The organism is Mycobacterium venezuelense, assembly GCF_054919535.1.
This window is the reverse complement of the sequence record NZ_JBONDW010000005.1, coordinates 327,106-347,634: the sequence shown is the minus strand read 5'-3', so window position 1 is coordinate 347,634 and position 20,529 is coordinate 327,106. Positions and strand designations below refer to the sequence as shown.

Annotated in this window: 25 protein-coding genes and 1 pseudogene; 12 read left to right on the top strand and 14 right to left on the bottom strand. The window is 63.0% G+C overall.

The annotated features are described in order from the left end of the window. The first annotated feature begins 119 nt into the window (after positions 1 to 119). Both mraY and ACRCUN_RS10940 read left to right on the top strand, forming a co-directional pair. Entirely contained in the window at positions 120 to 1,199 is a 1,080-nt protein-coding gene (gene mraY, locus ACRCUN_RS10945; RefSeq protein WP_462141642.1) for a phospho-N-acetylmuramoyl-pentapeptide-transferase, read from the top strand. A gap of 237 nt (positions 1,200 to 1,436) precedes the next feature. Further along, complete coding sequence (locus tag ACRCUN_RS10940; RefSeq protein ID WP_462141641.1) at positions 1,437 to 1,982, top strand: DUF1062 domain-containing protein; 546 nt, start codon at positions 1,437 to 1,439, stop codon at positions 1,980 to 1,982. A gap of 79 nt (positions 1,983 to 2,061) precedes the next feature. Here ACRCUN_RS10940 and ACRCUN_RS10935 read toward each other — a convergent pair whose 3' ends face one another. The 3 genes from ACRCUN_RS10935 to ACRCUN_RS10925 all read right to left on the bottom strand — a co-directional run bounded on the left by ACRCUN_RS10935 (position 2,062) and on the right by ACRCUN_RS10925 (position 5,129). Further along, the gene (locus tag ACRCUN_RS10935) at positions 2,062 to 3,462 is read right to left on the bottom strand and encodes an ABC1 kinase family protein (protein WP_462141640.1); all 1,401 of its coding nucleotides are present in this window, start codon (positions 3,460 to 3,462) and stop codon (positions 2,062 to 2,064) included. Between the two features lie 63 nt (positions 3,463 to 3,525). After that, positions 3,526 to 4,611, bottom strand: coding sequence for a serine hydrolase domain-containing protein (locus tag ACRCUN_RS10930; protein ID WP_462141639.1), 1,086 nt, complete (start codon positions 4,609 to 4,611; stop codon positions 3,526 to 3,528). Continuing rightward, positions 4,611 to 5,129: a pyridoxamine 5'-phosphate oxidase family protein gene (locus ACRCUN_RS10925; protein WP_462141638.1), complete on the bottom strand. Its 519-nt coding sequence runs from the start codon at positions 5,127 to 5,129 to the stop codon at positions 4,611 to 4,613. Before ACRCUN_RS10925 ends, ACRCUN_RS10930 begins: the two co-directional genes overlap by 1 nt. 255 nt (positions 5,130 to 5,384) lie before the next feature. Between ACRCUN_RS10925 and ACRCUN_RS10920 the strand changes: the two genes are divergently transcribed. Continuing rightward, positions 5,385 to 5,756, top strand: a complete 372-nt coding sequence (locus tag ACRCUN_RS10920) for a ClpX C4-type zinc finger protein (protein WP_462141637.1) — start codon at positions 5,385 to 5,387, stop codon at positions 5,754 to 5,756. An 18-nt stretch (positions 5,757 to 5,774) separates the two neighbouring features. On the opposite strand, the gene ACRCUN_RS10915 is transcribed toward ACRCUN_RS10920, so the two are convergent. Genes ACRCUN_RS10915 through ACRCUN_RS10905 form a run of 3 tightly spaced genes read right to left on the bottom strand, consistent with a single transcriptional unit; the run spans position 5,775 to position 7,081 of the window. Further along, complete coding sequence (locus ACRCUN_RS10915; RefSeq protein ID WP_462141636.1) at positions 5,775 to 6,176, bottom strand: type II toxin-antitoxin system VapC family toxin; 402 nt, start codon at positions 6,174 to 6,176, stop codon at positions 5,775 to 5,777. Positions 6,177 to 6,227: 51 nt separating this feature from the next. Beyond that, entirely contained in the window at positions 6,228 to 6,743 is a 516-nt protein-coding gene (locus tag ACRCUN_RS10910) for an SRPBCC domain-containing protein (RefSeq protein WP_462141635.1), read from the bottom strand. Then, on the bottom strand, positions 6,740 to 7,081 hold the full coding sequence (locus ACRCUN_RS10905) for an ArsR/SmtB family transcription factor (RefSeq protein ID WP_462141634.1): 342 nt from the start codon (positions 7,079 to 7,081) through the stop codon (positions 6,740 to 6,742). The genes ACRCUN_RS10910 and ACRCUN_RS10905 overlap by 4 nt, the downstream gene beginning before the upstream one ends. A 638-nt stretch (positions 7,082 to 7,719) precedes the next feature. On the opposite strand from ACRCUN_RS10905, the gene ACRCUN_RS10900 reads away from it, so the two are divergent. Then, complete coding sequence (locus ACRCUN_RS10900) at positions 7,720 to 8,283, top strand: hypothetical protein (RefSeq protein ID WP_462141633.1); 564 nt, start codon at positions 7,720 to 7,722, stop codon at positions 8,281 to 8,283. A gap of 230 nt (positions 8,284 to 8,513) precedes the next feature. Here the strand turns inward: ACRCUN_RS10900 and ACRCUN_RS10895 are convergent. Next, positions 8,514 to 8,768: pseudogene (locus ACRCUN_RS10895) on the bottom strand (DUF222 domain-containing protein); the annotation flags it as partial. Between the two features lie 231 nt (positions 8,769 to 8,999). Between ACRCUN_RS10895 and ACRCUN_RS10890 the strand changes: the two are divergent. Then, positions 9,000 to 9,605 carry an LGFP repeat-containing protein gene (locus ACRCUN_RS10890; protein WP_462141632.1) on the top strand — a complete coding sequence of 202 codons (606 nt, stop codon included), beginning with the start codon at positions 9,000 to 9,002 and terminating at the stop codon, positions 9,603 to 9,605. Positions 9,606 to 9,631: 26 nt separating this feature from the next. Here ACRCUN_RS10890 and ACRCUN_RS10885 read toward each other — a convergent pair whose 3' ends face one another. Beyond that, on the bottom strand, positions 9,632 to 10,363 hold the full coding sequence (locus tag ACRCUN_RS10885) for an alpha/beta fold hydrolase (RefSeq protein ID WP_462141631.1): 732 nt from the start codon (positions 10,361 to 10,363) through the stop codon (positions 9,632 to 9,634). Between the two features lie 89 nt (positions 10,364 to 10,452). Here ACRCUN_RS10885 and ACRCUN_RS10880 point away from each other — a divergent pair, with 89 nt between their 5' ends. Together ACRCUN_RS10880 and ACRCUN_RS10875 are read left to right on the top strand one after the other, a co-directional pair. Next, complete coding sequence (locus ACRCUN_RS10880) at positions 10,453 to 11,367, top strand: redoxin domain-containing protein (RefSeq protein ID WP_462141630.1); 915 nt, start codon at positions 10,453 to 10,455, stop codon at positions 11,365 to 11,367. A gap of 75 nt (positions 11,368 to 11,442) precedes the next feature. Beyond that, entirely contained in the window at positions 11,443 to 11,574 is a 132-nt protein-coding gene (locus tag ACRCUN_RS10875) for a hypothetical protein (RefSeq protein ID WP_462141629.1), read from the top strand. Positions 11,575 to 12,061: 487 nt separating this feature from the next. Here ACRCUN_RS10875 and ACRCUN_RS10870 read toward each other — a convergent pair whose 3' ends face one another. Further along, the gene (locus tag ACRCUN_RS10870) at positions 12,062 to 12,916 is read right to left on the bottom strand and encodes an alpha/beta hydrolase (RefSeq protein WP_462141628.1); all 855 of its coding nucleotides are present in this window, start codon (positions 12,914 to 12,916) and stop codon (positions 12,062 to 12,064) included. An 87-nt stretch (positions 12,917 to 13,003) separates the two neighbouring features. Here ACRCUN_RS10870 and ACRCUN_RS10865 point away from each other — a divergent pair, with 87 nt between their 5' ends. Then, positions 13,004 to 13,573 carry a TetR/AcrR family transcriptional regulator gene (locus ACRCUN_RS10865; RefSeq protein ID WP_462141627.1) on the top strand — a complete coding sequence of 190 codons (570 nt, stop codon included), beginning with the start codon at positions 13,004 to 13,006 and terminating at the stop codon, positions 13,571 to 13,573. 54 nt (positions 13,574 to 13,627) lie between these two features. Here the strand turns inward: ACRCUN_RS10865 and ACRCUN_RS10860 are convergent, their stop codons facing one another. The 3 genes from ACRCUN_RS10860 to ACRCUN_RS10850 all read right to left on the bottom strand — a co-directional run bounded on the left by ACRCUN_RS10860 (position 13,628) and on the right by ACRCUN_RS10850 (position 16,821). Further along, positions 13,628 to 15,313 (bottom strand): GMC family oxidoreductase, encoded by a 1,686-nt coding sequence (locus tag ACRCUN_RS10860; protein ID WP_462141626.1) that lies wholly within the window; start codon positions 15,311 to 15,313, stop codon positions 13,628 to 13,630. A 117-nt stretch (positions 15,314 to 15,430) separates the two neighbouring features. Continuing rightward, a complete protein-coding gene (locus tag ACRCUN_RS10855) occupies positions 15,431 to 16,240 on the bottom strand; it encodes an LLM class F420-dependent oxidoreductase (RefSeq protein WP_462141625.1) in 810 nt (269 codons plus the stop codon). 119 nt (positions 16,241 to 16,359) lie between these two features. Next, positions 16,360 to 16,821 carry a hypothetical protein gene (locus ACRCUN_RS10850; protein ID WP_462141624.1) on the bottom strand — a complete coding sequence of 154 codons (462 nt, stop codon included), beginning with the start codon at positions 16,819 to 16,821 and terminating at the stop codon, positions 16,360 to 16,362. 123 nt (positions 16,822 to 16,944) lie between these two features. Between ACRCUN_RS10850 and ACRCUN_RS10845 the strand changes: the two genes are divergently transcribed. Further along, positions 16,945 to 17,589 carry a TetR/AcrR family transcriptional regulator gene (locus ACRCUN_RS10845; RefSeq protein ID WP_462141623.1) on the top strand — a complete coding sequence of 215 codons (645 nt, stop codon included), beginning with the start codon at positions 16,945 to 16,947 and terminating at the stop codon, positions 17,587 to 17,589. A 143-nt stretch (positions 17,590 to 17,732) separates the two neighbouring features. On the opposite strand, the gene ACRCUN_RS10840 is transcribed toward ACRCUN_RS10845, so the two are convergent. Further along, positions 17,733 to 18,029, bottom strand: a complete 297-nt coding sequence (locus ACRCUN_RS10840; RefSeq protein ID WP_462141622.1) for a hypothetical protein — start codon at positions 18,027 to 18,029, stop codon at positions 17,733 to 17,735. 42 nt (positions 18,030 to 18,071) lie between these two features. Here ACRCUN_RS10840 and ACRCUN_RS10835 point away from each other — a divergent pair, with 42 nt between their 5' ends. Further along, positions 18,072 to 18,386 (top strand): hypothetical protein, encoded by a 315-nt coding sequence (locus ACRCUN_RS10835; RefSeq protein ID WP_462141621.1) that lies wholly within the window; start codon positions 18,072 to 18,074, stop codon positions 18,384 to 18,386. Positions 18,387 to 18,654: 268 nt separating this feature from the next. Next, complete coding sequence (locus ACRCUN_RS10830; protein WP_462141620.1) at positions 18,655 to 18,813, top strand: hypothetical protein; 159 nt, start codon at positions 18,655 to 18,657, stop codon at positions 18,811 to 18,813. A 189-nt stretch (positions 18,814 to 19,002) separates the two neighbouring features. On the opposite strand, the gene ACRCUN_RS10825 is transcribed toward ACRCUN_RS10830, so the two are convergent. Next, a complete protein-coding gene (locus tag ACRCUN_RS10825; protein WP_462141619.1) occupies positions 19,003 to 19,491 on the bottom strand; it encodes a DoxX family protein in 489 nt (162 codons plus the stop codon). Between the two features lie 80 nt (positions 19,492 to 19,571). Here ACRCUN_RS10825 and ACRCUN_RS10820 point away from each other — a divergent pair, with 80 nt between their 5' ends. Beyond that, positions 19,572 to 20,054, top strand: a complete 483-nt coding sequence (locus tag ACRCUN_RS10820; RefSeq protein WP_462141618.1) for a MarR family winged helix-turn-helix transcriptional regulator — start codon at positions 19,572 to 19,574, stop codon at positions 20,052 to 20,054. Positions 20,055 to 20,529 lie beyond the last annotated feature (475 nt).

The following is a 20,529-nucleotide window of genomic DNA, read 5'->3' as shown; positions in this document are numbered from 1 at the left end:
ATCGCTGAGAGGCCGTCGCCAGTGGGGTAGGGGACGTTACGCCATACTGGCCCGATGGGGGATCAGATGCGGCGTAGCTGCCGTCGGCCGAACTGCACGTCGGCAGGCGGCGTCGGTCTGTGACACAGATACTCATCGCCGCGGGGCTGGCCTTGGCGGTCGCGCTTGTCCTGACCCCTCTGTTGATCCTGATGTTCACCCGCTTGGGGTTCGGCCAGGAAATCCGTGACGAAGCCCCGGAGAGTCACCAGCGCAAGCGCGGAACGCCCACGATGGGCGGCCTCTCGATCCTGGCCGCGATCTGGGCGAGCTATCTCGGCACGAATCTGATCGGGCTGGCGTTCGGTGGTGCAGGCCCGTCGGCCTCTGGGCTGCTCGTCCTCGGGCTGGCCACCGCACTGGGCGCGGTCGGATTTACCGACGACTACGTCAAATTGCGGCACTCACGAAATCTCGGCTTGAACAAGAGGGCCAAGAGCGCTGGGCAACTGATCGCAGCGGTCCTCTTCGGTGTGCTCGCGCTGCAGTTCCGCAACACCGACGGTCTCTCGCCGGGCAGCGTCGAGCTTTCCTATGTCCGCGACATCGCCGTGTTCACGCTGACGCCCGTGGTGTTCGTGCTGTTCTGCATCGTCGTCGTCTCTGCTTGGTCGAATGCCGTCAACCTCACCGACGGCCTGGACGGGCTTGCCGCAGGTGCCATGTCGATGGTGACGGCTGCCTACGTGCTCATCACCTTCTGGCAGTTCCGAAACCAATGTTCGGTCACCCCAGGCTCCGGTTGCTACCTCGTCCGCGATCCGCTCGATCTGGCGCTCGTTGCGGCGGCGACCACCGGCGCCTGCATCGGATTCCTGTGGTGGAACGCCGCACCCGCCAAGATCATCATGGGCGATACCGGTTCGCTGGCCTTGGGCGGCATCATCGCGGGCCTCTCGGTGACCAGTCGCACCGAGATCCTGGCCATCATCCTCGGCGCCTTGTTCGTCGCCGAGGTGACCTCGGTCGTCATCCAGGTCGCAGCGTTCCGCACCACCGGCCGGCGGGTGTTTCGCATGACCCCGCTCCATCACCACTTCGAGCTGATGGGTTGGCCAGAGAACACACTGACCATTCGATTCTGGCTCGTCACCGCCATCACGTGCGGCCTCGGCGTCGCGCTCTTCTACAGCGACTGGTTGGCAGCCGTCGGAGCCTGAGCAACCGACTCAGCTCGAAATCACGGTCAACGACTCCGGTACGCGCGGTCCTGTGCTCCGAAAACTGTTGGCGGAAGTGCCTTCACATCGCTAGCATCCTGCCGAACCGAATCATCTAATGGGAGAGCATGCCGTTGTACACCTTGTGAGACTTGTCCGAGGCTGATCGGTCGCGCGTCGCTATCTGGCGCAGCGCAGTTCGTTGCTGCTCGTCTCTCACTTACAGGTGTGTTCCCCGTGCCCAAAATCTGGGCCATTGTGCCCATTCGCCTGCCGCTCATTGTCCGCCGCTGCCACGCGTGCCGTTCCGAGCGGTTCCGCACAACCGGCAAATTTCGCGTCAACGCCCACCACAAACGCATTGACGTCTGGCTCCTTGCGATTTGTACGGGGTGTGGTGACACTGCAAAACTCTCGGTCTTGGAGCGCGTGCACGTGCGATCGGTGCGACTGCCGCTCGACAGGTTGCATGACAACGACCTTGCGCTCGCACATGAGTTGCTCCAGATCCCGGCAATCCTTCGCCGGAACCGCATAGCACTCGATTGGGACGGCGCCTGGCGGGTGGATGTCGACGGAGCGGATCGTCCCGACGACTCCGTGATCGATGTGTCAGTTCGCCTCGCCGCGCGCATCCCGATCCGGCCCATCAAAGTGATCGCGGACGGCTTCGGCCTTCGGCAGTCCGAGGTCGCGAGATTGGTTGCCGCAGGGAGGCTTATGTTGTCAGTTCCGTTGAGAGGCGAGCGAGTCGGGGACTTTACGTTCACACTTAACCGCTGAGCGTCCCATCGCCTAAACGTGATAGTTGTTCGACGAGCGCGGTTCAGATCTGGACGCAGGGAATGCTGGGCTGCGAGCGTCAGATGATTCCCAGTGCATCGGCGATGTCCGTTGGGATTTTTGGGTTTTCGAAGTCGGGATACCAGCGGGTCACGATATCGCGCAGTGCCACCTCGGCTTCGAGTTGGCAGGCAACGGCAAGGATGCCGGCGATGGTTCGGAACATCAGCGCGTGTTCTGGGGGGATGGTGAGTACAGCGCCGCCGAGAAAGTCGGGGCCGCTCGCGAGACCCGGGACACGCGGGGCCACATCCCGCAGCCAGCGCCGGCTGAACTGAAAGCGTTGTGCAAGTAGGGGTTCGGTGAACGGTCCAAAGTACGACATGACGTCTTCCGGCTTCACCTCGGTATCTGAATCGCTGAACCCGACGGCATTGAGTGCCTTGGCGAGTTCGGAGAGCACCAGCGCCTGCAGCTCCGGGTCCGGTATGTCGGCCAGCTGTACGGATTTGGCCAGCTCAGCCAGCCGGATATCGTCCAGAAACACCAACGCCGACTTGTGGACGGTGGCTACTGCGCCGAAATCGACGACCGCGAGCCGACCGTCCGGGGTTAGTTGGTAGTTGCCGGCATGCGGATCGGCATGCAGCAGCCCGAGGCGCGACATCGATGCGCCACAGAATTCGAACAGGAGCCGAGCAGCATGGTTCTTGGTGGCCTGATCGCCGTCGCTGATCAGCTCCGAAAACGGTTGGCCGGTGACCCATTCGCTCACCAGTACTTTTGGTGCCGACGCCACGACGCGGGGCACAACGAACTGTGCGTCTTCGGCGAAGGCTGCGGCGAACGCGCGTTGAATGTCCGCCTCGTGCCGATAGTCGAGTTCTTCGGCCATTCGGGCAGACAGTTCCTCGATCACCTCTTGCACTGCCAAACCGGGAAACAACGGCTCGGCCAGCCGGCTGAACCGGCCGAGTTGACGCAAGTCGGACATCAGCGCGGTATCGGCGCCCGGGTACTGGACCTTCACGGCCACCGGCCTGCCGTCATGCCATACCGCCCGATGTACCTGTCCGATGCTGGCGGCCGCGACGGGCACGTCGTCGAACTCGCCGAACCGTGCGCGCCAGCGCGTACCCAATTGCGCCGCGAGTACGCGGTGCACTCGGGTGGCCGAAATCGGCGGAGCCTCGGCCTGCAGTCGCGTCAGCGCGTGTCGATACGGTTCCGCGTATTGCTCGGGTATCGCCGCCTCGTAGATGCTCATCGCCTGGCCGAACTTCATCGCCCCGCCCTTGAGCTCGCCAAGCACAGCGAAGATCTGTTCGGCACTGCGGGATGACCACTGCTGGCGAATCAGATCGGCGTCGGCACCGCCCAGACGCTGGCCCCATCCGACCACTGCCCGCCCGGCCGCCCCGAGCGACAACCCCGCCAATTTCGCGCCACGGCTCAGCGTTCGGCGTGGAACCTCCGCCACACGCCCACAGTGCCATACCGAGAAGCTGCAGACTGTGTCTTCGGAAGATCGCGTGCTCGCTGCTCAAGTAGTTGCGTTGAGCTGGTCTGCGACGAGGCCTGCGAGTCGTTGCGCGGTGTCGAAGTGAGGGGTCAGCCGGGTTTTGGTCATAGCGAAGGAAATTCCGGTGGCGGTGTCGGCATACACGTAGCTGCCGCCTCCGCCGACCCAGCCGAACGTGGTCGGTGCCTGCTCCGGCTGAGTGTCGATGCGTCCCAGCGGGTAGCCCAGCGCCAGCCGCGCATGGTTACCGAAGACCTCGTCAGTGCCCTCGAAGGCCACCGCCGTCATCGCTTGGAGCTGGTGTGAATCGATGAGTCGGCCGTCGAGAACCGCGGCGTTCATGGCAGCGATTCCGCGCGCGGTGAAGGTGCCGACCGACGGGATGTCGGCTTGCAGGATCGTGGGACTATTGCCCAAAGCCGCGGTCGGTTGACGTTCCCACGGCGCAAGAATCGCATCGCCGTCCGGTGGTGCGACCGGTATTGCAGTGTCTTCGAGTCGTGCCAGCCGGGCCAAATCGCTTGCGGGCACAGCGAAGTAGAGGTCGCCGTCGAGGCCGATGGGTAGGCTGACCCACTTGTGTAAGAGGTCTCGCATCGGTTTGCCGGCGGCTCGGCGTGCGAACTCTCCGACAAGGAAGCCGAAGGTGAACGCGTGATACCCCGTCTTCTCGCCGGGTGGCCACCGTGGTTCGGCGTCGGCGATCGCATCGCATACCCGCGACCAGTCAGCAAGATCGGCTGGGCCGATCACGCGAGGCATCGCCGGAACGCCGACCGAGTGTGTGAGCACGTGTCGAAGAGTCGCCGGCGCCTTGCCGTGGGTACCGAACTCCGGCCACAGTTCGGCCAGTGGGGTGTCATATCCGACTGCACCGGTCCGGACAAGCAGATGAGCGATCGTTGATGTCATGACCTTGCCGGCGGAGAAGCTGAAGAACGGAGTCCGCGGCGTCACCCTACGTCCGGTCTGGCTGTCGGCGATGCCGGCGACGGCGTCGACCACGAGGGCGCCGCGGTGGTAAACGGCCACCTGCAAACCGGTTTCGGCTCCGGTAGCAATCAACTCGTCGAGGACACTCTGGACCTTGTGCTGCAGTGAAGACATCATCGTCTCCACGTGTAGCGAGTCTGACTGGGCGTAGGTAGCTTGCCGAATGCAAATCCGACGCTCGGTGTCACGCGAAACAGCTTGACGTTGCCGGCGATGACGGCCTCGCCGAGCCGATACCAGGAACCGTCGGGGCTGGTCAGGAGGGGGCCGTACTTGCGCTCAAGGTCCGCGACGGCCTGCTGACGCTCGGAACGCTCGGCTACGACTGACGCAACTCCCTCGATCACTACGTCTACACCGGTCAGAGCATTCGTGCCCGTCGTCAGCACGCAGCGCGGGTTGTGCCCGAGGTTGTGCGCCTTGCGTTCCTCCTCGCCCGTCGTGAAACACATGCCAGCTAGACTCCACGTTGCCAGGAGCGGGGTCACGTGCGGTCGTCCATCGGGTCGTACCGTTGAAAGCCAGAACACCTCCGCCTCACCGAGGACCGCCAACGCCGATGCCCACGGCGTCGCTTTGGCGCAGGGGGAGGAGAACGGCCCCAGCACCGAGTCCGGTTCCCTGTCGAACATGGTCACTCCTCGGTTAGTGCGGCATCTCCGACCGTCGACGTCGGTGATCGGGGCCGCCTTGATTTTCCGTACGCAGTTCGTGCTGTCTCGATTACGACCTGACCTTCCCCAGAAAGTCATCGGTCTTGCGCCTTTACGCGCGTGCCTTCGTTTCACAAGACACCCCGAACGGGCCTTCAGTACCGCTGTTGTCAGGTGTAACCTGACAGGATGATGACGTCAGGACTGTCCTGACATGTCGAGGGGATTAGCAACATGGGTAAAGCGGTGTCGGCAGTGATGTACTGCTCGTTCTGCGGTCTCGAATCGCGTCAGGTCGACAAACTGATCAGCGGCCTGGGTGTGTATATCTGCGGGGACTGCGTGTCCAAATGTGTTGCAATACTGGAGGATCGGCCCGACCGGAACACGCCGCCGTTGCGGGATCGCGAGGAATACTCCGACGACGAACTGCTGGATGAGATTCCGCGGGTTGCAGCCACGACGGCCAACGTCGAAGCAGATCTTCGTGCTCGAGTGAGTGAGCTTCGACAACGCGGAGTTGCCTGGTCTCGGATAGCTGCGGCGTTAGGCGTGACCCGCCAGTCCGCATGGGAACGCTTCACTCACGACGACAAAGAGTCATGAAGAGGTTCTGTTGATGCTCTACGACCGCAAAATCTCTGCCGGTGACACAGTTTTGACGAACGTGCGCGCTGCGGCGGCAAATTTCTTGTCCGCGGTGGCGAGTGCGTCCGCCTGCAGCTGGGTCAGTGCGATGTACTCGGCCTGATAGGTGTCCGGCCAGTTCAGCTTGGCGGCGATTTGCCATGCGTGGTGCTGCATTACTCGGTCGCCGAGAAGCCGGATCCGCAGCCCGCGGATATCGTCGAGAACCGTCCGACCGGTGTGTTCATCGATCTCGCCGCGGCGCACCGATTCGTAAACGAGAGCGAGCGCCTGCGAGCGCATAAGCGTAGGAGCCGCCAGGCTGTGCGCCGGCGGAATGGTCGCTCCACGCACTGCGAGGTCGATGGCCACCGGCGCATCGACGACGAAAACTGTCATGCCGGTACCGTCACATGGATCGCAGGTGTTCCGCAACCACGGCGAATTGCCTTATCGGCTCGATGGTCTCGGCGCTGAGGGGGAGCGAGGCATGTCTTCGTGCGCGCTCTCTGCAAATCTCGCGAGTTGATCGGCGACTGTGCCCCAACCCTCGTCGAAGCCCAGTTCGACATGGAGGTTTCTGGCGGCTGGGTCGCCGTGGCGTGCGACGACGCGGTAGTCAGTGCCACTCGGATGGTCGTACATGGTGATTTCGGCCGTCATCGAGATGGGCGCGGGATTCGCGGGGCGCCATTCGCTGTCAACGGCGTTGGTGAACACCAAGCGCTCGAATTCGTCGACCAGTAAGAAGCACGCATCCAAGTGCGGCACAAAATCCAAGCCGTCATCGCTCATCTGCGTCACGAACGCGCCACCGGGACGAACATCCAAACGGTCGACGCGGCACATCGTCGGCGCGGGTATCCACCACTGCGCCAAGCTGTCTGGGTTGGTCCAGGCTTCCCACACCGCCTTGCGGGGTGCGCGAATGATTCGTTCGACACTGAGGTCGAGTTCAGGGTTCATGTCGTGTCCTTTTGGTTGGGGCGGGTGACGAACTGCTCGAGCCGGTCGGTGCGTTCCTCCCAAATGCGCCGCTGTTGCGCCAGCCAGTCATCGACGACCGCTAGTCGTTTCCGGTCGAGAGTGCAGGTGCGTACGCGGCCGGCTTTCGCCGTGTGGATCAGCCCGGTCGACTCGAGCATCCGCACGTGCTTCATGAACGAGGGGAGTGTCATCGTGGCCTCACGGGCAAGATCTCCAACGCTGGCCGGTCCACGCCCGAGTTGGTGAATGACGGCCCGCCGGGTCGGGTCCGCCAGAGCCAGGAAGACCTCGTCGAGTCCGGCCAAATACTGTGCCACGAGGCTAAGTATTCCTCGCCGTAATAGTTAGCGCAAGGGCTAAGTATTGTCTGGTCGAGCGCGCGGCGAGGCCTCGATGTGCCGACCGACGGATGCAGACCGGGTGCGTCTGGTCCTGCGTGCATAAACGAACGCTCTCAGCAAATGCTCAGCTGGTGATGGATTACGCAGGGACACGCCGCTCGTTACGTCCCCCGCCCTGGCGTTTTGCTAGATCCTCGATGTTCTAATACAGTTCTCCGCTAACTATGACTGCCCAGTAGTGCCAGGCAAAGTGACATAAATCACTTCAAAGCAAACGGGGTGGTTGTAGCGGCGAGCGTGATGCGTCAGCCGCGGGCTGACTGCTGTGTCACCGCAACCACAGCATGCAGCAAACTTCGGCTGGTACAGATTCGTCGGCTCGGCGCGTTCAAGCGCCACCCGGCGAACCAGTACGCAGTCCAACCGGCTTCTCAGCGCCGAGAGGCGGGATTCCAGGGGGGCCGGTCCGACGCGGATCCACAAGTTCAAACCCCACAGAAGAGAGCTAAACCATGCCGAGATTCGGCCGGCCGACCGGGACGTTCGGAGACCAGAAACAAATAAAGAACGCCATCGCCACCGTCCTAATCGTTACTGGCCTCGGCGGTGCCGCTGTGCTTGTTCCGCCGATGAAGGGCAATCCAGCGGTCGCAATCCAGCAACCGTCGGCGGGCGACGCCGAAACCGGCACTCCCGCGGAGGTCCCGCACCCACCGGTGGCCGTGACCAAAGACTCCGGCCCGCAAGACATCGTCAGAGCCATCGTGGCCCAGGGCAAGGCGGCCGGGTTGAGCGAAGCCCAGATCAAGACCGTCATCGCGACCGCGAAAATCGAGTCCAGTTTCCGGCCCGCCGCGTCCGGTGGTGTGCAGGCCTATGGCGGGCCGGGGACCGCGGCGGATGAGGTCATCGGACTGTTCCAGGAGAAAGCCAGTTTCGGAACCGTCGCCGAACGCCAAGACCCCAACAAGGCGATCGCCCGGTTCATCGTCCGATTTACTGAGGCGTTCAAGAAATACGGCATCACGAGCGACACTGTGCTCGCGGCCACGCTCGCGCAAAACCCGCAACTGCTTAAACACCACGGCGGCGTCGGAACTCACTACTACAACACCGTCAAGGGTGCGATGAGCGCGGCGGCAGACTTGTACAGCCAGGCCGTCGGCACCGCGCTCTAACTGGCGACCAATCGCCCAGGGCAGCAAGCAGGCTCATCAAACCCGCTGCTGATGGCCGACTTAATTGGTCGACGGTGGTGGTTGTGGTTGGAACCGTTGGTACCACCACCAGTCGGCGCGTTCGCCGGTGGGCCCAGGGCAGGGTGGTACTGCGGGTGGGGGTGTGGTTGGGCTACTGAGCCGCCGTTTAGAGGTTGGCCGGTGTGGTCGGTGACGGTGAGTTGGTGGGCGAGCCGACGCGCGACCGCCATCATCGTGTCGGCGTTGCGGGGTGTGGTTCCGGTCTTCCAGGCCACCAATACCAACGTCGACCGTGCCCCAGTGGCACCCCACAACTCGTCACGCTCGATCTCGGCCACGATCTCCACCAGGAGCCCATCGATCGCATTGCGCTGACCACACAACTGCGCGACTTCGCCGAACAACACCTCCAGTCGGTCAACAGGACGCGCCTCAGCCGTGAAAGACGCTGGCTCCGAGGAGATGACCCGATTGTCGCAGCGGGGTACGACAAGTTCGGACGCTCGCGTCGTGGAGAACTCCGCGGATGGGCGGAAACGTCTGGGACGCAGGCCAAAAGCGGTGGCCGACAGGTCTGGCAGGAGGCGGAGAGGACTGCGATCGCCTGCGGTACCCGAGTGGTTCGGTTATAGTCCCGGCCGGGCGAGATTCAGACGTAACTTGACTCACACCGCAGGACGACGCAAAGGAAACTGATGAGGACGATCGAATACCGCCGCACGGCAGTCGTCGGCCTGGCCGCCGTTGCATTGATGACCGTCGGCTGCAGCAATGGCCAGAGCATCGACTCGTCTCAGTCACCTCAGGTCGGGTTGATCGCCACCTCCACTGAAGCTCCGGCGCCGCCCAACGAAGTGAAGCTCATCGGGGAGAGAGACGTCGAGGTCACGCTGACCGGCCCGATCGCCGCCAAGTACTCGTCGGCAACCGAGAGCCAGAAGGCGGCTCTCGGCAAGCCACTTACGGGAGACTTCAACGCAGGAGCACGCGAGAGCGGCGTCTTGTTCCAGCAGTTCCAGGGCGGCGTGATCACTGCCAAGAGCGGCGAGGTGGGTACGCCTGCATACATCACTTGGGGAAAGATTCGGGAGGCCTGGAATATCCCACGGGACCCGGACGGCGTGCCTGCGGTCACCGGGGAGAACGGTTCGGTGGGTCCGCTTGGCGCACCGACCAGCGACGAGAATGCCGTCGGCGATCTGCTCGTGGAGACCTTCGATCACGGCCAGGTCGCGTACAACACGAAGACCGGCGCGGTCGAGGTGACGATCAACGGCAAGGTCGTACCGTCCGGGCTGTAGACGCCGTTGCGGATTCGAGCTTCTGGTTACCCACCCATGCCGTGCTCGAGCACGAAGTCACGGATGCGCGCGTTCACTTCGTCAGCGGCCTCAGCGGGCAGCGAGTGAGACGCATCAGGCCACAGATGGTGTCGCCAGGCTGGTAGGACCGATCGCATCCGCGCGATTGCCCTGTCAGAGTCATGAATACTGTTGCCCGCCAATAGAACTTGGACCGGGATGTGCACGGATCGCAATAGGCGATCGGGCGCGAAAAGCAGCGGAGCGGTTCGACGAGGCGGTCCGAACGTAGCGAATCCGGCGAGAAAGAGCCGAGTCAGCGTATCGATGGAACTGCCTGGCGTTGGGTGTCCCGTCACCCATGCCGCTGCACGCTCAGCCCCTATGGAACGCGGGCGCGTCAGGAGCATCGCGAGACTTCCCCAGAACCGAGGGAAGAGTCGTACCACCGTATTCGCGGGATCGATGAGGGTAAGCGTTCTCAGTCGGCTCGGCGTCGTCGCTGCGGTATGGGCGGCGAGCCAACCGCCGTACGAATGTCCCACCAGATGCACGTCCCGGAGGTTCAGGTTCTGCAGAACCGCGTCAATGCTGCGTGCGCAATCTTCGGGTCTGGTCATGGCTTTCGTTTGGGCGCTCACTCCGGGCTGGCCCAGCATGTCCAGCGTGTAGACGGTGAAATCTCCTGTTAAACCGGCGACTTGCGCCCACCACATGGCTGAGGTCAAAAAGAATCCGTGTATCAGGACGACGGGCACACCTCAACGGGCAGGCGGGGCGCTTGTGGTAACCGGCCGAGTTCTCCGAGTCGTGTGTCGCGCAGAGCTCCCCGCGTTAGTCTTTGCCGATGATCACGGGCGAGAGGGCGCCTGACTTCACTCTGTGTGACCACACGGGTTGGCCTCGGTCGCTCTCCGCGCTCCTCGCCGAGGGACCTGTGGTGCTCTTCTTCTTCCCGCTGGCGTCTTCACCGATCTGCACCGCCCAGGCCTGTCATTTTCGAGACCTGAGCAACGAATTCGCCGAGGTGGGCGCGCAGAGGGTGGGTATCAGCACCGACACCGTCGACAAACAGGCCCACTTCGCCCAGCAGCGTTCGTTCGATTACCCGCTGCTCTCGGATGCGGACGGCGTTGTGTGCGAGCTGTTCGGGATACGGCGAGGCCGGCTCGCCAAGTTGCGTAGACCCGCCGTGGCGGCTGGAAAGTCCCGGCGTGGCCGGCACGCTCGGCGCCGCGGATTGCTGTCCCGGCTGCTGCCGGTCAGACGGACCACATTCGTGATTGATACCGACCGCACCGTACTCAAGGTCGTCTCCAGCGAACTGCGCGCATCGGTACATGCCGACGAGGCCTTAAGGTTTTTGAGGAACCGCAAGCCGCCGCGTAGCTCGCCAGATGTCCCGGACAACGCCGACGAATCGACTTCGCTCCGGGCCAACGCACTGACAGCCGACCGAATCGACTCCAGTGCGGAACTGGCCCTCGAGGCCCCGGTGGAAGCGTTGAATGTCACCGGTAAGCCGCGGCGATGGCCGAAAAACGATGTGCGGGAACAGATTCTGATGTGGTGCGCACGCGGTACCACAGTCGCAGAGATCGCCGCTCGCCTGTCGTTGCCGCTCGGTGCGACGCGCTATCTCGTCGACGACTTGGTGACACAGGGTTACTTGCGTGTGCATGCTTCCCTTGGTGACTCGATGACAATCGACGAACGACGTGAACTGATAGCGAGGACATTGCGTGGCCTACGAGCCCTCTGACATGTAGGTCGGGCAGCCTTCAAGGAAACCGGCGGAGGTTTCCACTACTTCTGTGCTGGGCGTGCAGTAGCGAGGATGGTCCGCGCGAAGCAAAGCCTCGTCGAGCATCGGCACATGGCCAACGTCGGGTCGCTCGGCAGGGTTGATTCGCTGTCGCAGGCGATCGTCGTGGTGGGCCCCGCGCCCGATCTGGCTCTGGCACAGTAGGAACATGGTGGTCCCGGGTGCGGTGCACGAGTGGCGGGTTCCGTTGGTAGGCAAGGTTCCAGATGAAGTGCCAGGCGAATGGGTCGCAGCGTTAGCAGCGGTCACACGTGATCTTCGGTGTCGGCGACAGGGGAGAGCCGTCACCCTTGATGGGGTCGAATGGGTGCTGAGCCGGTTCCCAAACCACTCAGTGGCGATCGGAATGACGGCGTTGACCGATGGCGCAGACCTTGGCTCGTTTTCAGTGAGTCGAGGTTTCGCACTAGAGACGACTCCCGCGCAGGCCATGGTATGGGTGGCGTCGGTGGTGCAGGACGAACTGGCTGGTTATGAGTTCGTGCAGTGGCCCTCGGACGGCTGGCGGTTGCTTACCCCTGACCTCAGGGCCGAGAAAGCTGTTTGGGTGGACCGCGTTGGCCGTATGGTGTCGCCGATCGGTGCATTGTGCGACGGATCTGAAATGCGTGGAGATCGGCGACCTCCGCGCTTACATAGGACGGCAGCTCCTGAGATAACTGAGGAACGAGGCCTGTAGGCCAGTGAGGTGCGTTTCGTGCAGGATCTCGCTTGTGACCGGTTCGCCCCGTGAGATGAGGCGATGAAGGACCGTGGCCGTGTTCTTCGCGAGGTTTTGGTAGACGGCCAAGCCCCCGAGAAGCTCACGGTCGTTGAAGGTCACGTGAAGCTTGGCGGCACGCCGGCTGCCATCCATCTCGTCGAGCTGGGCGAAGATCTGACTGTCTTCTGCGACGACGCCGGGGCTGCCGGCTCCGATGCTCTCGAAGAGGGTGGCGCCGGTGAGCCATGCGTACAGGGTGAAAAGTCCGCCGTAGGAGTATCCGAAAAGGCCGTGACCGCTTGTGGCCGTGCCATAGTCATGTTCGATCCGCGGGTGCAGTTCCGCGGTAAGGAAACTCAGGAATACATCGGCGTGGGTGTCGCGTAGTTCGGCGAGGTAGGCATCGGCTTCCGCGCGTGTCCTCGCGCCCGCTTGCACTCCCATCTCCACGGCATCGACGAGCTCCTTGGCGATAGGTTCCCCGGGGGGCACGAAATCTCTATTGCGCAGCCGATCCCAGTGCGGTGCTTCCTCGCCCGCGTAGCCGACGCTCACTTGGATGTAGGGCTGGATTCGTTCCATGGGGTCCATCTGGGTGACGATGAGCGGAGCCGTCAGGCCCACCGCCCAATTGCCGTCGAGCACATACACGACAGGCGCTTTCGCCGCAGCGCGGTTGTAGCCCGGTGGCGTGGTAACCCAGATGCCGTAGTCATGCCCGCCGCTGGAACGCACCTCGAAATAGTCGGTGTCGGCAAGACAGCCTTGCCACATAGAGCTCATTGGAAGTCCTTCACACTCGGCCGGCGCGGCACGGCGCCCCTTGACTTATCCATTGGATAAGTCTTATCCAATGGATAAACTGTGGGAATGATCCTGTCAAGCGCGGAACGGAGGGGCGACGCACGCGACCGTCTTCTGACACGGCTTCTCGACGCGTTCGGGGACGACCTTCCCTCGCCGGAGCTGTCGTTGCGCGAGGTCGCCGCCCGGGCCGAGACCAGCCACGCCCTACTGCGGTACCACTTCGGGTCACTCTCTGGCGTCTTGGCGGCCATGCTCACGGTGCAGCGATCTCGTGACAACGAGACGCTTTTGAAGACCGCACAGAAGGGCACCTTTGACGATCTTGTGGTGGCTATCTGGCGGACCTATACCCGCCCGGAGCAGCTGTCGCGCGTCCGCGGCTTCTTTCACGTCGTAGGGCTCGCCGCGTGCAGCCCAGGGGAGTTTCGTGAATTCATCGACTCGCTCGACGACCTGACCACGATGCTGGCCTCGCTCGCGGAACGCGAAGGGCGCGACACCAAGGAATCGTTGAGCATGGCCACCGTCGCCATTGCCGCGATTCGTGGCCTGCTCTTGCAAGAGGTTCTGACTCCTGAAGCCCATTCGGAGGATGCGGTCGCCCTGATCCTGCGCATGATCAAAGGCCCATGAGGACGGAAGCACCTGAAAGGCGTTGAGCCGACGCCTAAGTCGGCTGGAAACGACTTATCCCAGGATCGCTCGCGCTGCGCGCTCAGCGATGAGCATGACCGGCGCATTGGTGTTGCCGGACGTGATGGAGGGCATCACCGAAGCATCGGCTACTCGAAGGCCGGCGACGCCGTACACGCGGCAGTCCGTGTCGACCACGGTGCTGGCCGACCGCGGAAGACCTTGTGCGTCAAAGGCTCCCATGGCGCAGGTGCCCACCGGGTGGAAGATTGTTGTTCCGAGTTCAGCAGCGGCCTGCTGCAGGTCTTCGTCGCTCGTCAGTTGCGGGCCCGGCAGCAACTCTTGCGGGCCATAGGGGGCCAGCGCCGGCGCCGCCATGATCTGCCGGGTCATCCGGAGACCGCGCACCGCGATTTGACGATCGGCGTCACTGGACAGGTAGTTGCAGGAGATCTTCGGGTAGCTCAGCGGATCGGCACTGGCCATGCGTACGTTGCCGCGCGAGCTGGGTCGCAAATTGCAGACCGAGGGAGTGATGGCCCCGAAGGGATGCAGCGGGTCGCCGAACTTGGGCAGGGACAACGGCTGCACATGCCACTCCAAATCGGGGCTGGCCAGTGCCGGGTCGCTTTTCGCGAAAGCCCCCAGCGTGGAGGGCGGCATGGTCATCGGGCCCGATCGCAGCGTCAGGTATTGAAGTCCCATGCCGCCACGAGTGATCCAATTCCGGTACAGCGTGTTGACGGTCCGGGCGCCCTGGACGCGGTAGACCGTTCGCAGCTGCAGATGGTCCTGGAGATTTTCACCCACTCCCGGCAGATCGACGGTCACCGGCACTTGATGTCGGGTGAGCAACTCGGCCGGGCCCAGACCCGAGACCTGCATGAGATGCGGCGAGCCAATCGCTCCGGCGCTCAGTACCACCTCCCGGCGGGCTTGAACCTCGATGATTTGGCCGTCTTTGAGAAGCCGCACGCCGGTGGCCCGGCGCTGAGCCGTGGTCCAGGCACCGCGACGCTGATGGTCGTGGACCTGGTTGTCCATCAGCAGCCCCACGGCCTGGGTCTGGGTGTAGACGGTGAGATTGGGTCGGTGGGCAATGGGATGCAGGAAAGCATCGGCCATCGACCAGCGACGGCCACGCCGTTGGTTGACATGAAAGTAGGCGCTGCCGGCGTTGTCGCCCCGGTTGAACTCGTCGATCGGGGCAATGCCCACCTGGGCAGCGGCGGCCTGCCACGCGTCCAAGATCTTCCAACGCACCCGCGGCCGCTCGACGCGGATCTCGCCACCGGCGCCGTGCCAGTCGTCGGCTCCGCCGAAGTAGTCCTCTAACTCTTTGTAGATTGTCAGCGTTTCGCCGGGGGAGTCCGGGCCACCCCAGAGCCATCGCTCGTCACCGGTGGCCTGTGCCCACAGCTCGTAATCGCTTGCCTGTCCGCGCATGTGGATCATGGCGTTGATCGATGAGCAGCCGCCGATCACCCGTCCCCGCGCGTAGATAATGCTGCGCCCGGCGAGACCTGGATCGGGCTCAGTCGTGAAGCACCAGTCGGTGCGGGGATTGGCAATGGTGTACAGATAGCCCACCGGCACCTTGATCCAGAACCAGTTGTCTTTTCCGCCGGCCTCAATCAGGAGAACCCGGTGGTCAGGGTTGGCGCTGAGCCGATTGGCGAGCAGGCAGCCCGCACTGCCTGCTCCCACGATGATGAAGTCGAATTCGGCGGCGGGGCTCATTCCGAGATCGTTCCTCCATGGCGTCGGGTGCGACACCTAGTGTGCGTGATGGGGTATTCGATTACTGCGTAATCGGTCCCGTGTCAGCACCAGGAGGAGTGGCGGGTGCCTAGTCCGTCACCCGTTGTCTCGCCATGTAAGCACCTGCTTGAGGGACGTGAGGTCGTATCCGTTGTCAGAGGTGAGCTCGGTCTGGAACAACGTGACGCCGGCTTCGCGAAAGGCATCGGCGCTTTCGGCGTTCTCCCACAACGTCGAGCGTTCGATATCGGCCCCGTTGCGGCCGAACGTCGCTGCCAGCTCGTCGACGCGTTCGCTCGACTTTCGGAACGCGTCGAGGTCTTGGAACGCGTGCCAGATGTCGGCGTGTCGGGCAACGGCGGGCAGCGAGCGCTTGGGCCCCGTGCCGCCGATGAGGATCGGCAGCTTGCGCACGGGCGGCGGGATAAGTGCAGCCAGCCGGTTCTCGATGCGGATCAGGCTCTCGTCGAACAAATCGAAGCGGGAGCTGAAGGTGCCGAATTCGTAACCGTAGGTGGTGTAGTCCTTTTCGTACCAACCTGCGCCGAGGCCCAGGATGAGCCGGCCGCCGCTGATGTGATCGACGGTGCGCGCCATGTCGGCGAGGAGGTCCGGGTTGCGGTAACCGACGCCGGTGACCAGCAGCCCGATCTCGGCATGCGAGGTGATCTCACCCCACGACGCGAGTGCGGTCCAGCCCTCGAAGTTGGCAACGTCGGGCTGCTCGTCGAACAGGACGGGCTTGCCGTCGACGATGGCGTCCATCGCCGGGCGGTGGAAATGGTCGTAACCGAAGATCACGTCAACGCCGAGGTCATCGGCGGCCAGGACGGCGTCGCGCCACGTGCGGTAATCGGGCGCTCCGCCGGGCTGGATCTGCACGGCGACGCGAACGGGACGGGTCATGAGTGCTCCTGTGTCGGAGGAAGGGGCGACTCTTGACCCAAGTTCTCTGGGTGCGGGTTTATTCCGGACGCGCACGTCGACCCGATCGCTCCGCTGTCAGGATCGCTGAAGTCGTAAAGCTACTGGAGCTGCGGTGAAGTGGTGAGCGTGTCTTCACAGCGCCGCTGCCGGCGACGTCGGCAGGCGACCGCAGCCACACCCACAAATCCGACCGATGTCGCGAAGTTGGCTACGACGGCCGCGGTTCGGAAGGTGGTACGGGATTCGAGTTCGGGTTTGAAGGCGAGGGGCAGGAAGGCGCTGGGGCTGGACCAGGCGCCGATAGCAAGCGAGATGGCAACCAAACGAGGTGCCCCGGGGACCGCCAGACCGCAGGCGACGGTGTACGCCCCCTGCATCATCAGCTCGAGATGCCATTGACGAATGCGATCCGGTGACTGGACGCCCAGTGATCGCATCTTCTCGGGCGCCGCCTTGGCGGCCCCGTAAATCCACCCGGTGAGCACCCCGACCGCCAATTCGACAAGGCCGTTGACGACAAGCGGCGACGGCGCGGACCTGAGCTCCGACGGTCCTTTCACGAGCGCCCCCCAAATCTGAGTGCACTCGCACTCAGAAATCGCACACTACGGCGAGGGCCGATTGATGTCAATGATGATCGAACGAAAGTGCTTCGCTCGCTCTGGCTGGCAGACTGATTCAGCATGTCCGACGCCTCGAATGCTGCTCGCAATCGCCCTTACGGCGGGGTTGCGAATGACGCACGCGTGGCGGAACGTCGTCAGCGACTGTTGGAAGTAGGTCTGGACATCCTGGGTGGCCGACTGGGTGCCGAGGGCTTGACGCTGCGCACGATCTGCGGGCGGGCATCGCTGGCGCAACGCTATTTCTACGAAAGCTTCAGCGACAAGGACGATTTCGCCGCGGCCGTGTACGACTGGGCGTTGGCGAACTTGGTCGGCACCGTACACGCGGCACTTCAATCAAGCACGTATGCAGATGGTGCACGTACTGGTATGACGGCGCTGGTCCAAGCCTTGGCGGCAGACTCCAGAATTGGCCACCTCTTGTTCAGCCCGAACCAGACGAACCCTGTGGTCGTTGTGAAGCGCTTCGAATCGACGGCCGTCTTCGTCTCGCTGTTCAGTGCCCGGGTGAGTCGCCAGTTCCGCCCCGAGGGTGACGACCACCCGCCCTTGGCCGCACACTTCCTCGTGGGCGGTGTCGCGCAATGCCTTGCGGCATGGTTGAACGGCGACGTCAGTGTCTCGCAGGCGAAGGTGATCGATGAGATCGTGCAAATGCTCGCCATGCACGGAGTCGACGTGGAGCCGGCGGTCCAGGGCTGAAGCGGATCAGATAACGCAAAGGGTCAGAACGAGCGGAGCTTCTCAGAATTGGCGCAATGCTCAAAGCGCCATGGATCGACTCATCAGCGTGCGCCAGTAGCTAGTCTCCAAGGCCTGGCGGGGAGTGGAAATGGTTGCGGTAGCTAGCCGTAGCTGCCGCTTCCCAGAATTGCGATGCCCAAAGCGCCTCCAAGCTCAAGCCGCTCTCCAACAACAGGGGGCACCAGCGGATCCTGGGAGGCGTACAGCAGCATCAGCGGTATCGGAAAGGGCTGCTGCTGCATCCTGCGTTGTTCGAGCACGGCGATGAATTCCGCGAAGTGCCGCGGTTGCATGACATCACGGAGGTAACCGATGAAAGCGCTGGGACGATCTACAACAACTTCGGATCGAAGGCCGGCCTGCATGCTGCAGTGATCGAACGCGCGCTGGATATCCATTGGCAGTTCACCGACCTGGCGTTCGCCCCAGGGTCAGATCCAGTGGAGCAGATGTACGCCGCGGCCGAACAGTACCTACAGTTCTACCTTCAATACCCGGAATACTTCCGCATGCTGGCCTACCCGGCCGATCCAGGCCGATGGCGATATCGCAGCGCATCGCCCAGGAGATCGACGAACAGAACAGCCGCGTCGTGGAGTAGGGCGACGTGGAACGGCATCATCCGTCTCGCCTGGCGGCCCGACGAATTGCGCTGTAGCGAAGCCGAATTGCGCGATCTGTTCCGCGCCGCCACCGATGTCATCGCCAACGGCTTACTCCGTACGCCTCCCGACGAAGAGACGGCATCGACGTAGATTGCGCGGCCACCGGCATCTTGACCTGCAGGCACCGCCCTGCCAGGGCGGTGAATGCGTCCGCGGTAACGGCGTCGACCACGCCGGCATCTTTTCATGATCTTTGCGCCATCGGCGGCGTGTTCAGGCCAGCGACGCAGCACGGGCACGGCCGCTTCCGGGTCAAGCTCCACGAGACGGGTGCGCTCCGTTGTGCCGTTCACTGACGGCGGTCCAGGGGTCCACTCGCCACGACGACAACTCGCGGTGCACCGCGTAGCCATGCGCCGTGGTCGTCAAGGTCGGCGGCCAGTTCGTCCATACGGTGGGCCCGCCGGTAGGTACCAATTCTGATCAGCCTGCCAAGGAGCTGTTCGACGACTTTGTGGCACTGGCGAAATCGGGCAGGCGGCTCATAATGGATGATTTGCTCATTGGCCGCCGCTAGATCAACGGGACGACGAAGCAACTCCAATGTCCATCAGTTACGTTGCCTTGACGCCGATTTCATCGAGACTGGACATCAACAAGAGTTCGCTTTCATTGCGATCGGCCTCGCGATATGGGAACCGCCATCTCGAATGAGGAGGAGCGAATCATGTGGTCTCATAGGCGTTGGCGGACTTGAGCCAGCGTGTTAGACGACTTTACTTGGCGTGGTGTGCATTTCCCCTCCTCTCCACCCGGCGAAACGTGTCGCAAGGAGTGCGTCCAGGCTGAAACGCCCCGGTCCCAGAAGTAGCAGGGCCGCCGAAGCGATCCCCATGATGAACGCGAATCCTGAACCGCTGCCATCCTGATTCAGCACCAGGGGCTCGCCCCAGTGTACGAAGATCAAGGCTCCGACCATGATGAACGTCAGACACGCAGCCCACACACGTGTGAGGAAGCCGACCACTAACAGCGCACCGCCGATGAGCTGGACGAGCGCCGTGAACGGTGCCGACACGGCGGCCAGCGGAATGCCGGCGTCGCGATAATTGGCGACATTGGCCGTGATCCCGGCGCCGAAGACGTCGCCATAACCGTGAGCCAGGAACACGACACCCGCGCCCGCGCGTAACACCAACAGGCTCGCATCGTTCACAGCTGGCTTGCTGGCGGAGAGTAATTGCGTGACAGTCACCTGAGTGCTCCAATCCTGCATCTAGTGGATAGCCACAACAGTAGCAGGCCGCCACTATATGTGCGGGCTAAGATTGCGAGATGCCACATTCTCGTCCTCCCTCGCTCACTGCACTCCCGTCGTACCTGGCGTCGTACGTCGCGGGTTATGGACGACGACATCTCGAGGAGGAGCTTGCCTCCCGCAACCTCAAGTTGGCGCACAACGCGGTGCTGACCGCGTTGGTCGATTTCGGGCCGGCCGCTCAACAGGATCTCGCCGAGAGTTTGCGGATTGACAAGAGTCACTTGGTTAAACACATTGACCTGCTTGAGGCTCGCGGGTGGTTACGCCGCGAATCAGATCCCGAGGACCGGCGCCGTCACCGTATTAATCTGACGGCGAGTGGACGCCGGCAGGCCCGCGACTTGCTACGAGTCGCGCAGCAATCTCAACGCGACTTTCTGAAATGTTTGGATCCTGCCGAGCAGGCGACGCTGGTCGACTTGCTGACTCGGGTGCTCAATGACAACGATGCGCGCGCATACTCTGGCCGAGAGCAACCGGCCCGAGGGAATCCCTAGGCAGGTTGCGGCGATCGTCGTTCGCGATGCGCCGATCGTCGCGGCGTCGACGGCAAGCACGAATAGTGTTGTCTGCCCGCTTGTCATGGATGGCGGACGTGCAGCGCGGTCGCAATTCCTGCAACCAGATTTGTCATGGGGTGGCACGAGCTCATCGTTGCTTGCGGGAGCGCCGGGGGAAGTATTCGATTCCCGCATTCGCCGCCATGGGTCTGCGCGCGGTCAGGGTAGTAAACCGCGTGGGAGTGCTTAAGTTGACATAATGTAGGTTATCGGCAAAGGTTGTTGCCCTGCTGCATTTCGTACGCCGACGTAGTCGCGGATGTCGTCGCCTTTGCCTCGGCCTGAAGGCGCCTAAAAGCACGCCCCGCTAAACCGTCACTCGTATACCGCGCCGAAGCGTCGCGCCGACGGTAGGTGATCCTCGGGTCTCTCGTGCAACCCGACGCCATTTCGGACGCAGTACGCCGGATGG

Bases quoted from the DNA above. Each gene is read 5' to 3' on its own strand.
- ACRCUN_RS10930 (WP_462141639.1), bottom strand. From the start codon at position 4,611: ATGTCTTCACTGCAGCACAAGGTCCAGAGTGTCCTCGACGAGTTGATT.
- ACRCUN_RS10925 (WP_462141638.1), bottom strand. From the start codon at position 5,129: ATGTTCGACAGGGAACCGGACTCGGTGCTGGGGCCGTTCTCCTCCCCC.
- ACRCUN_RS10920 (WP_462141637.1), top strand. From the start codon at position 5,385: ATGGGTAAAGCGGTGTCGGCAGTGATGTACTGCTCGTTCTGCGGTCTC.
- ACRCUN_RS10915 (WP_462141636.1), bottom strand. From the start codon at position 6,176: ATGACAGTTTTCGTCGTCGATGCGCCGGTGGCCATCGACCTCGCAGTG.
- ACRCUN_RS10910 (WP_462141635.1), bottom strand. From the start codon at position 6,743: ATGAACCCTGAACTCGACCTCAGTGTCGAACGAATCATTCGCGCACCC.
- ACRCUN_RS10890 (WP_462141632.1), top strand. From the start codon at position 9,000: ATGAGGACGATCGAATACCGCCGCACGGCAGTCGTCGGCCTGGCCGCC.
- ACRCUN_RS10880 (WP_462141630.1), top strand. From the start codon at position 10,453: ATGATCACGGGCGAGAGGGCGCCTGACTTCACTCTGTGTGACCACACG.
- ACRCUN_RS10875 (WP_462141629.1), top strand. From the start codon at position 11,443: ATGGTCCGCGCGAAGCAAAGCCTCGTCGAGCATCGGCACATGGCCAAC.
- ACRCUN_RS10870 (WP_462141628.1), bottom strand. From the start codon at position 12,916: ATGAGCTCTATGTGGCAAGGCTGTCTTGCCGACACCGACTATTTCGAG.
- ACRCUN_RS10865 (WP_462141627.1), top strand. From the start codon at position 13,004: ATGATCCTGTCAAGCGCGGAACGGAGGGGCGACGCACGCGACCGTCTT.
- ACRCUN_RS10860 (WP_462141626.1), bottom strand. From the start codon at position 15,313: ATGAGCCCCGCCGCCGAATTCGACTTCATCATCGTGGGAGCAGGCAGT.
- ACRCUN_RS10855 (WP_462141625.1), bottom strand. From the start codon at position 16,240: ATGACCCGTCCCGTTCGCGTCGCCGTGCAGATCCAGCCCGGCGGAGCG.
- ACRCUN_RS10845 (WP_462141623.1), top strand. From the start codon at position 16,945: ATGTCCGACGCCTCGAATGCTGCTCGCAATCGCCCTTACGGCGGGGTT.
- ACRCUN_RS10840 (WP_462141622.1), bottom strand. From the start codon at position 18,029: ATGGATATCCAGCGCGCGTTCGATCACTGCAGCATGCAGGCCGGCCTT.
- ACRCUN_RS10820 (WP_462141618.1), top strand. From the start codon at position 19,572: ATGCCACATTCTCGTCCTCCCTCGCTCACTGCACTCCCGTCGTACCTG.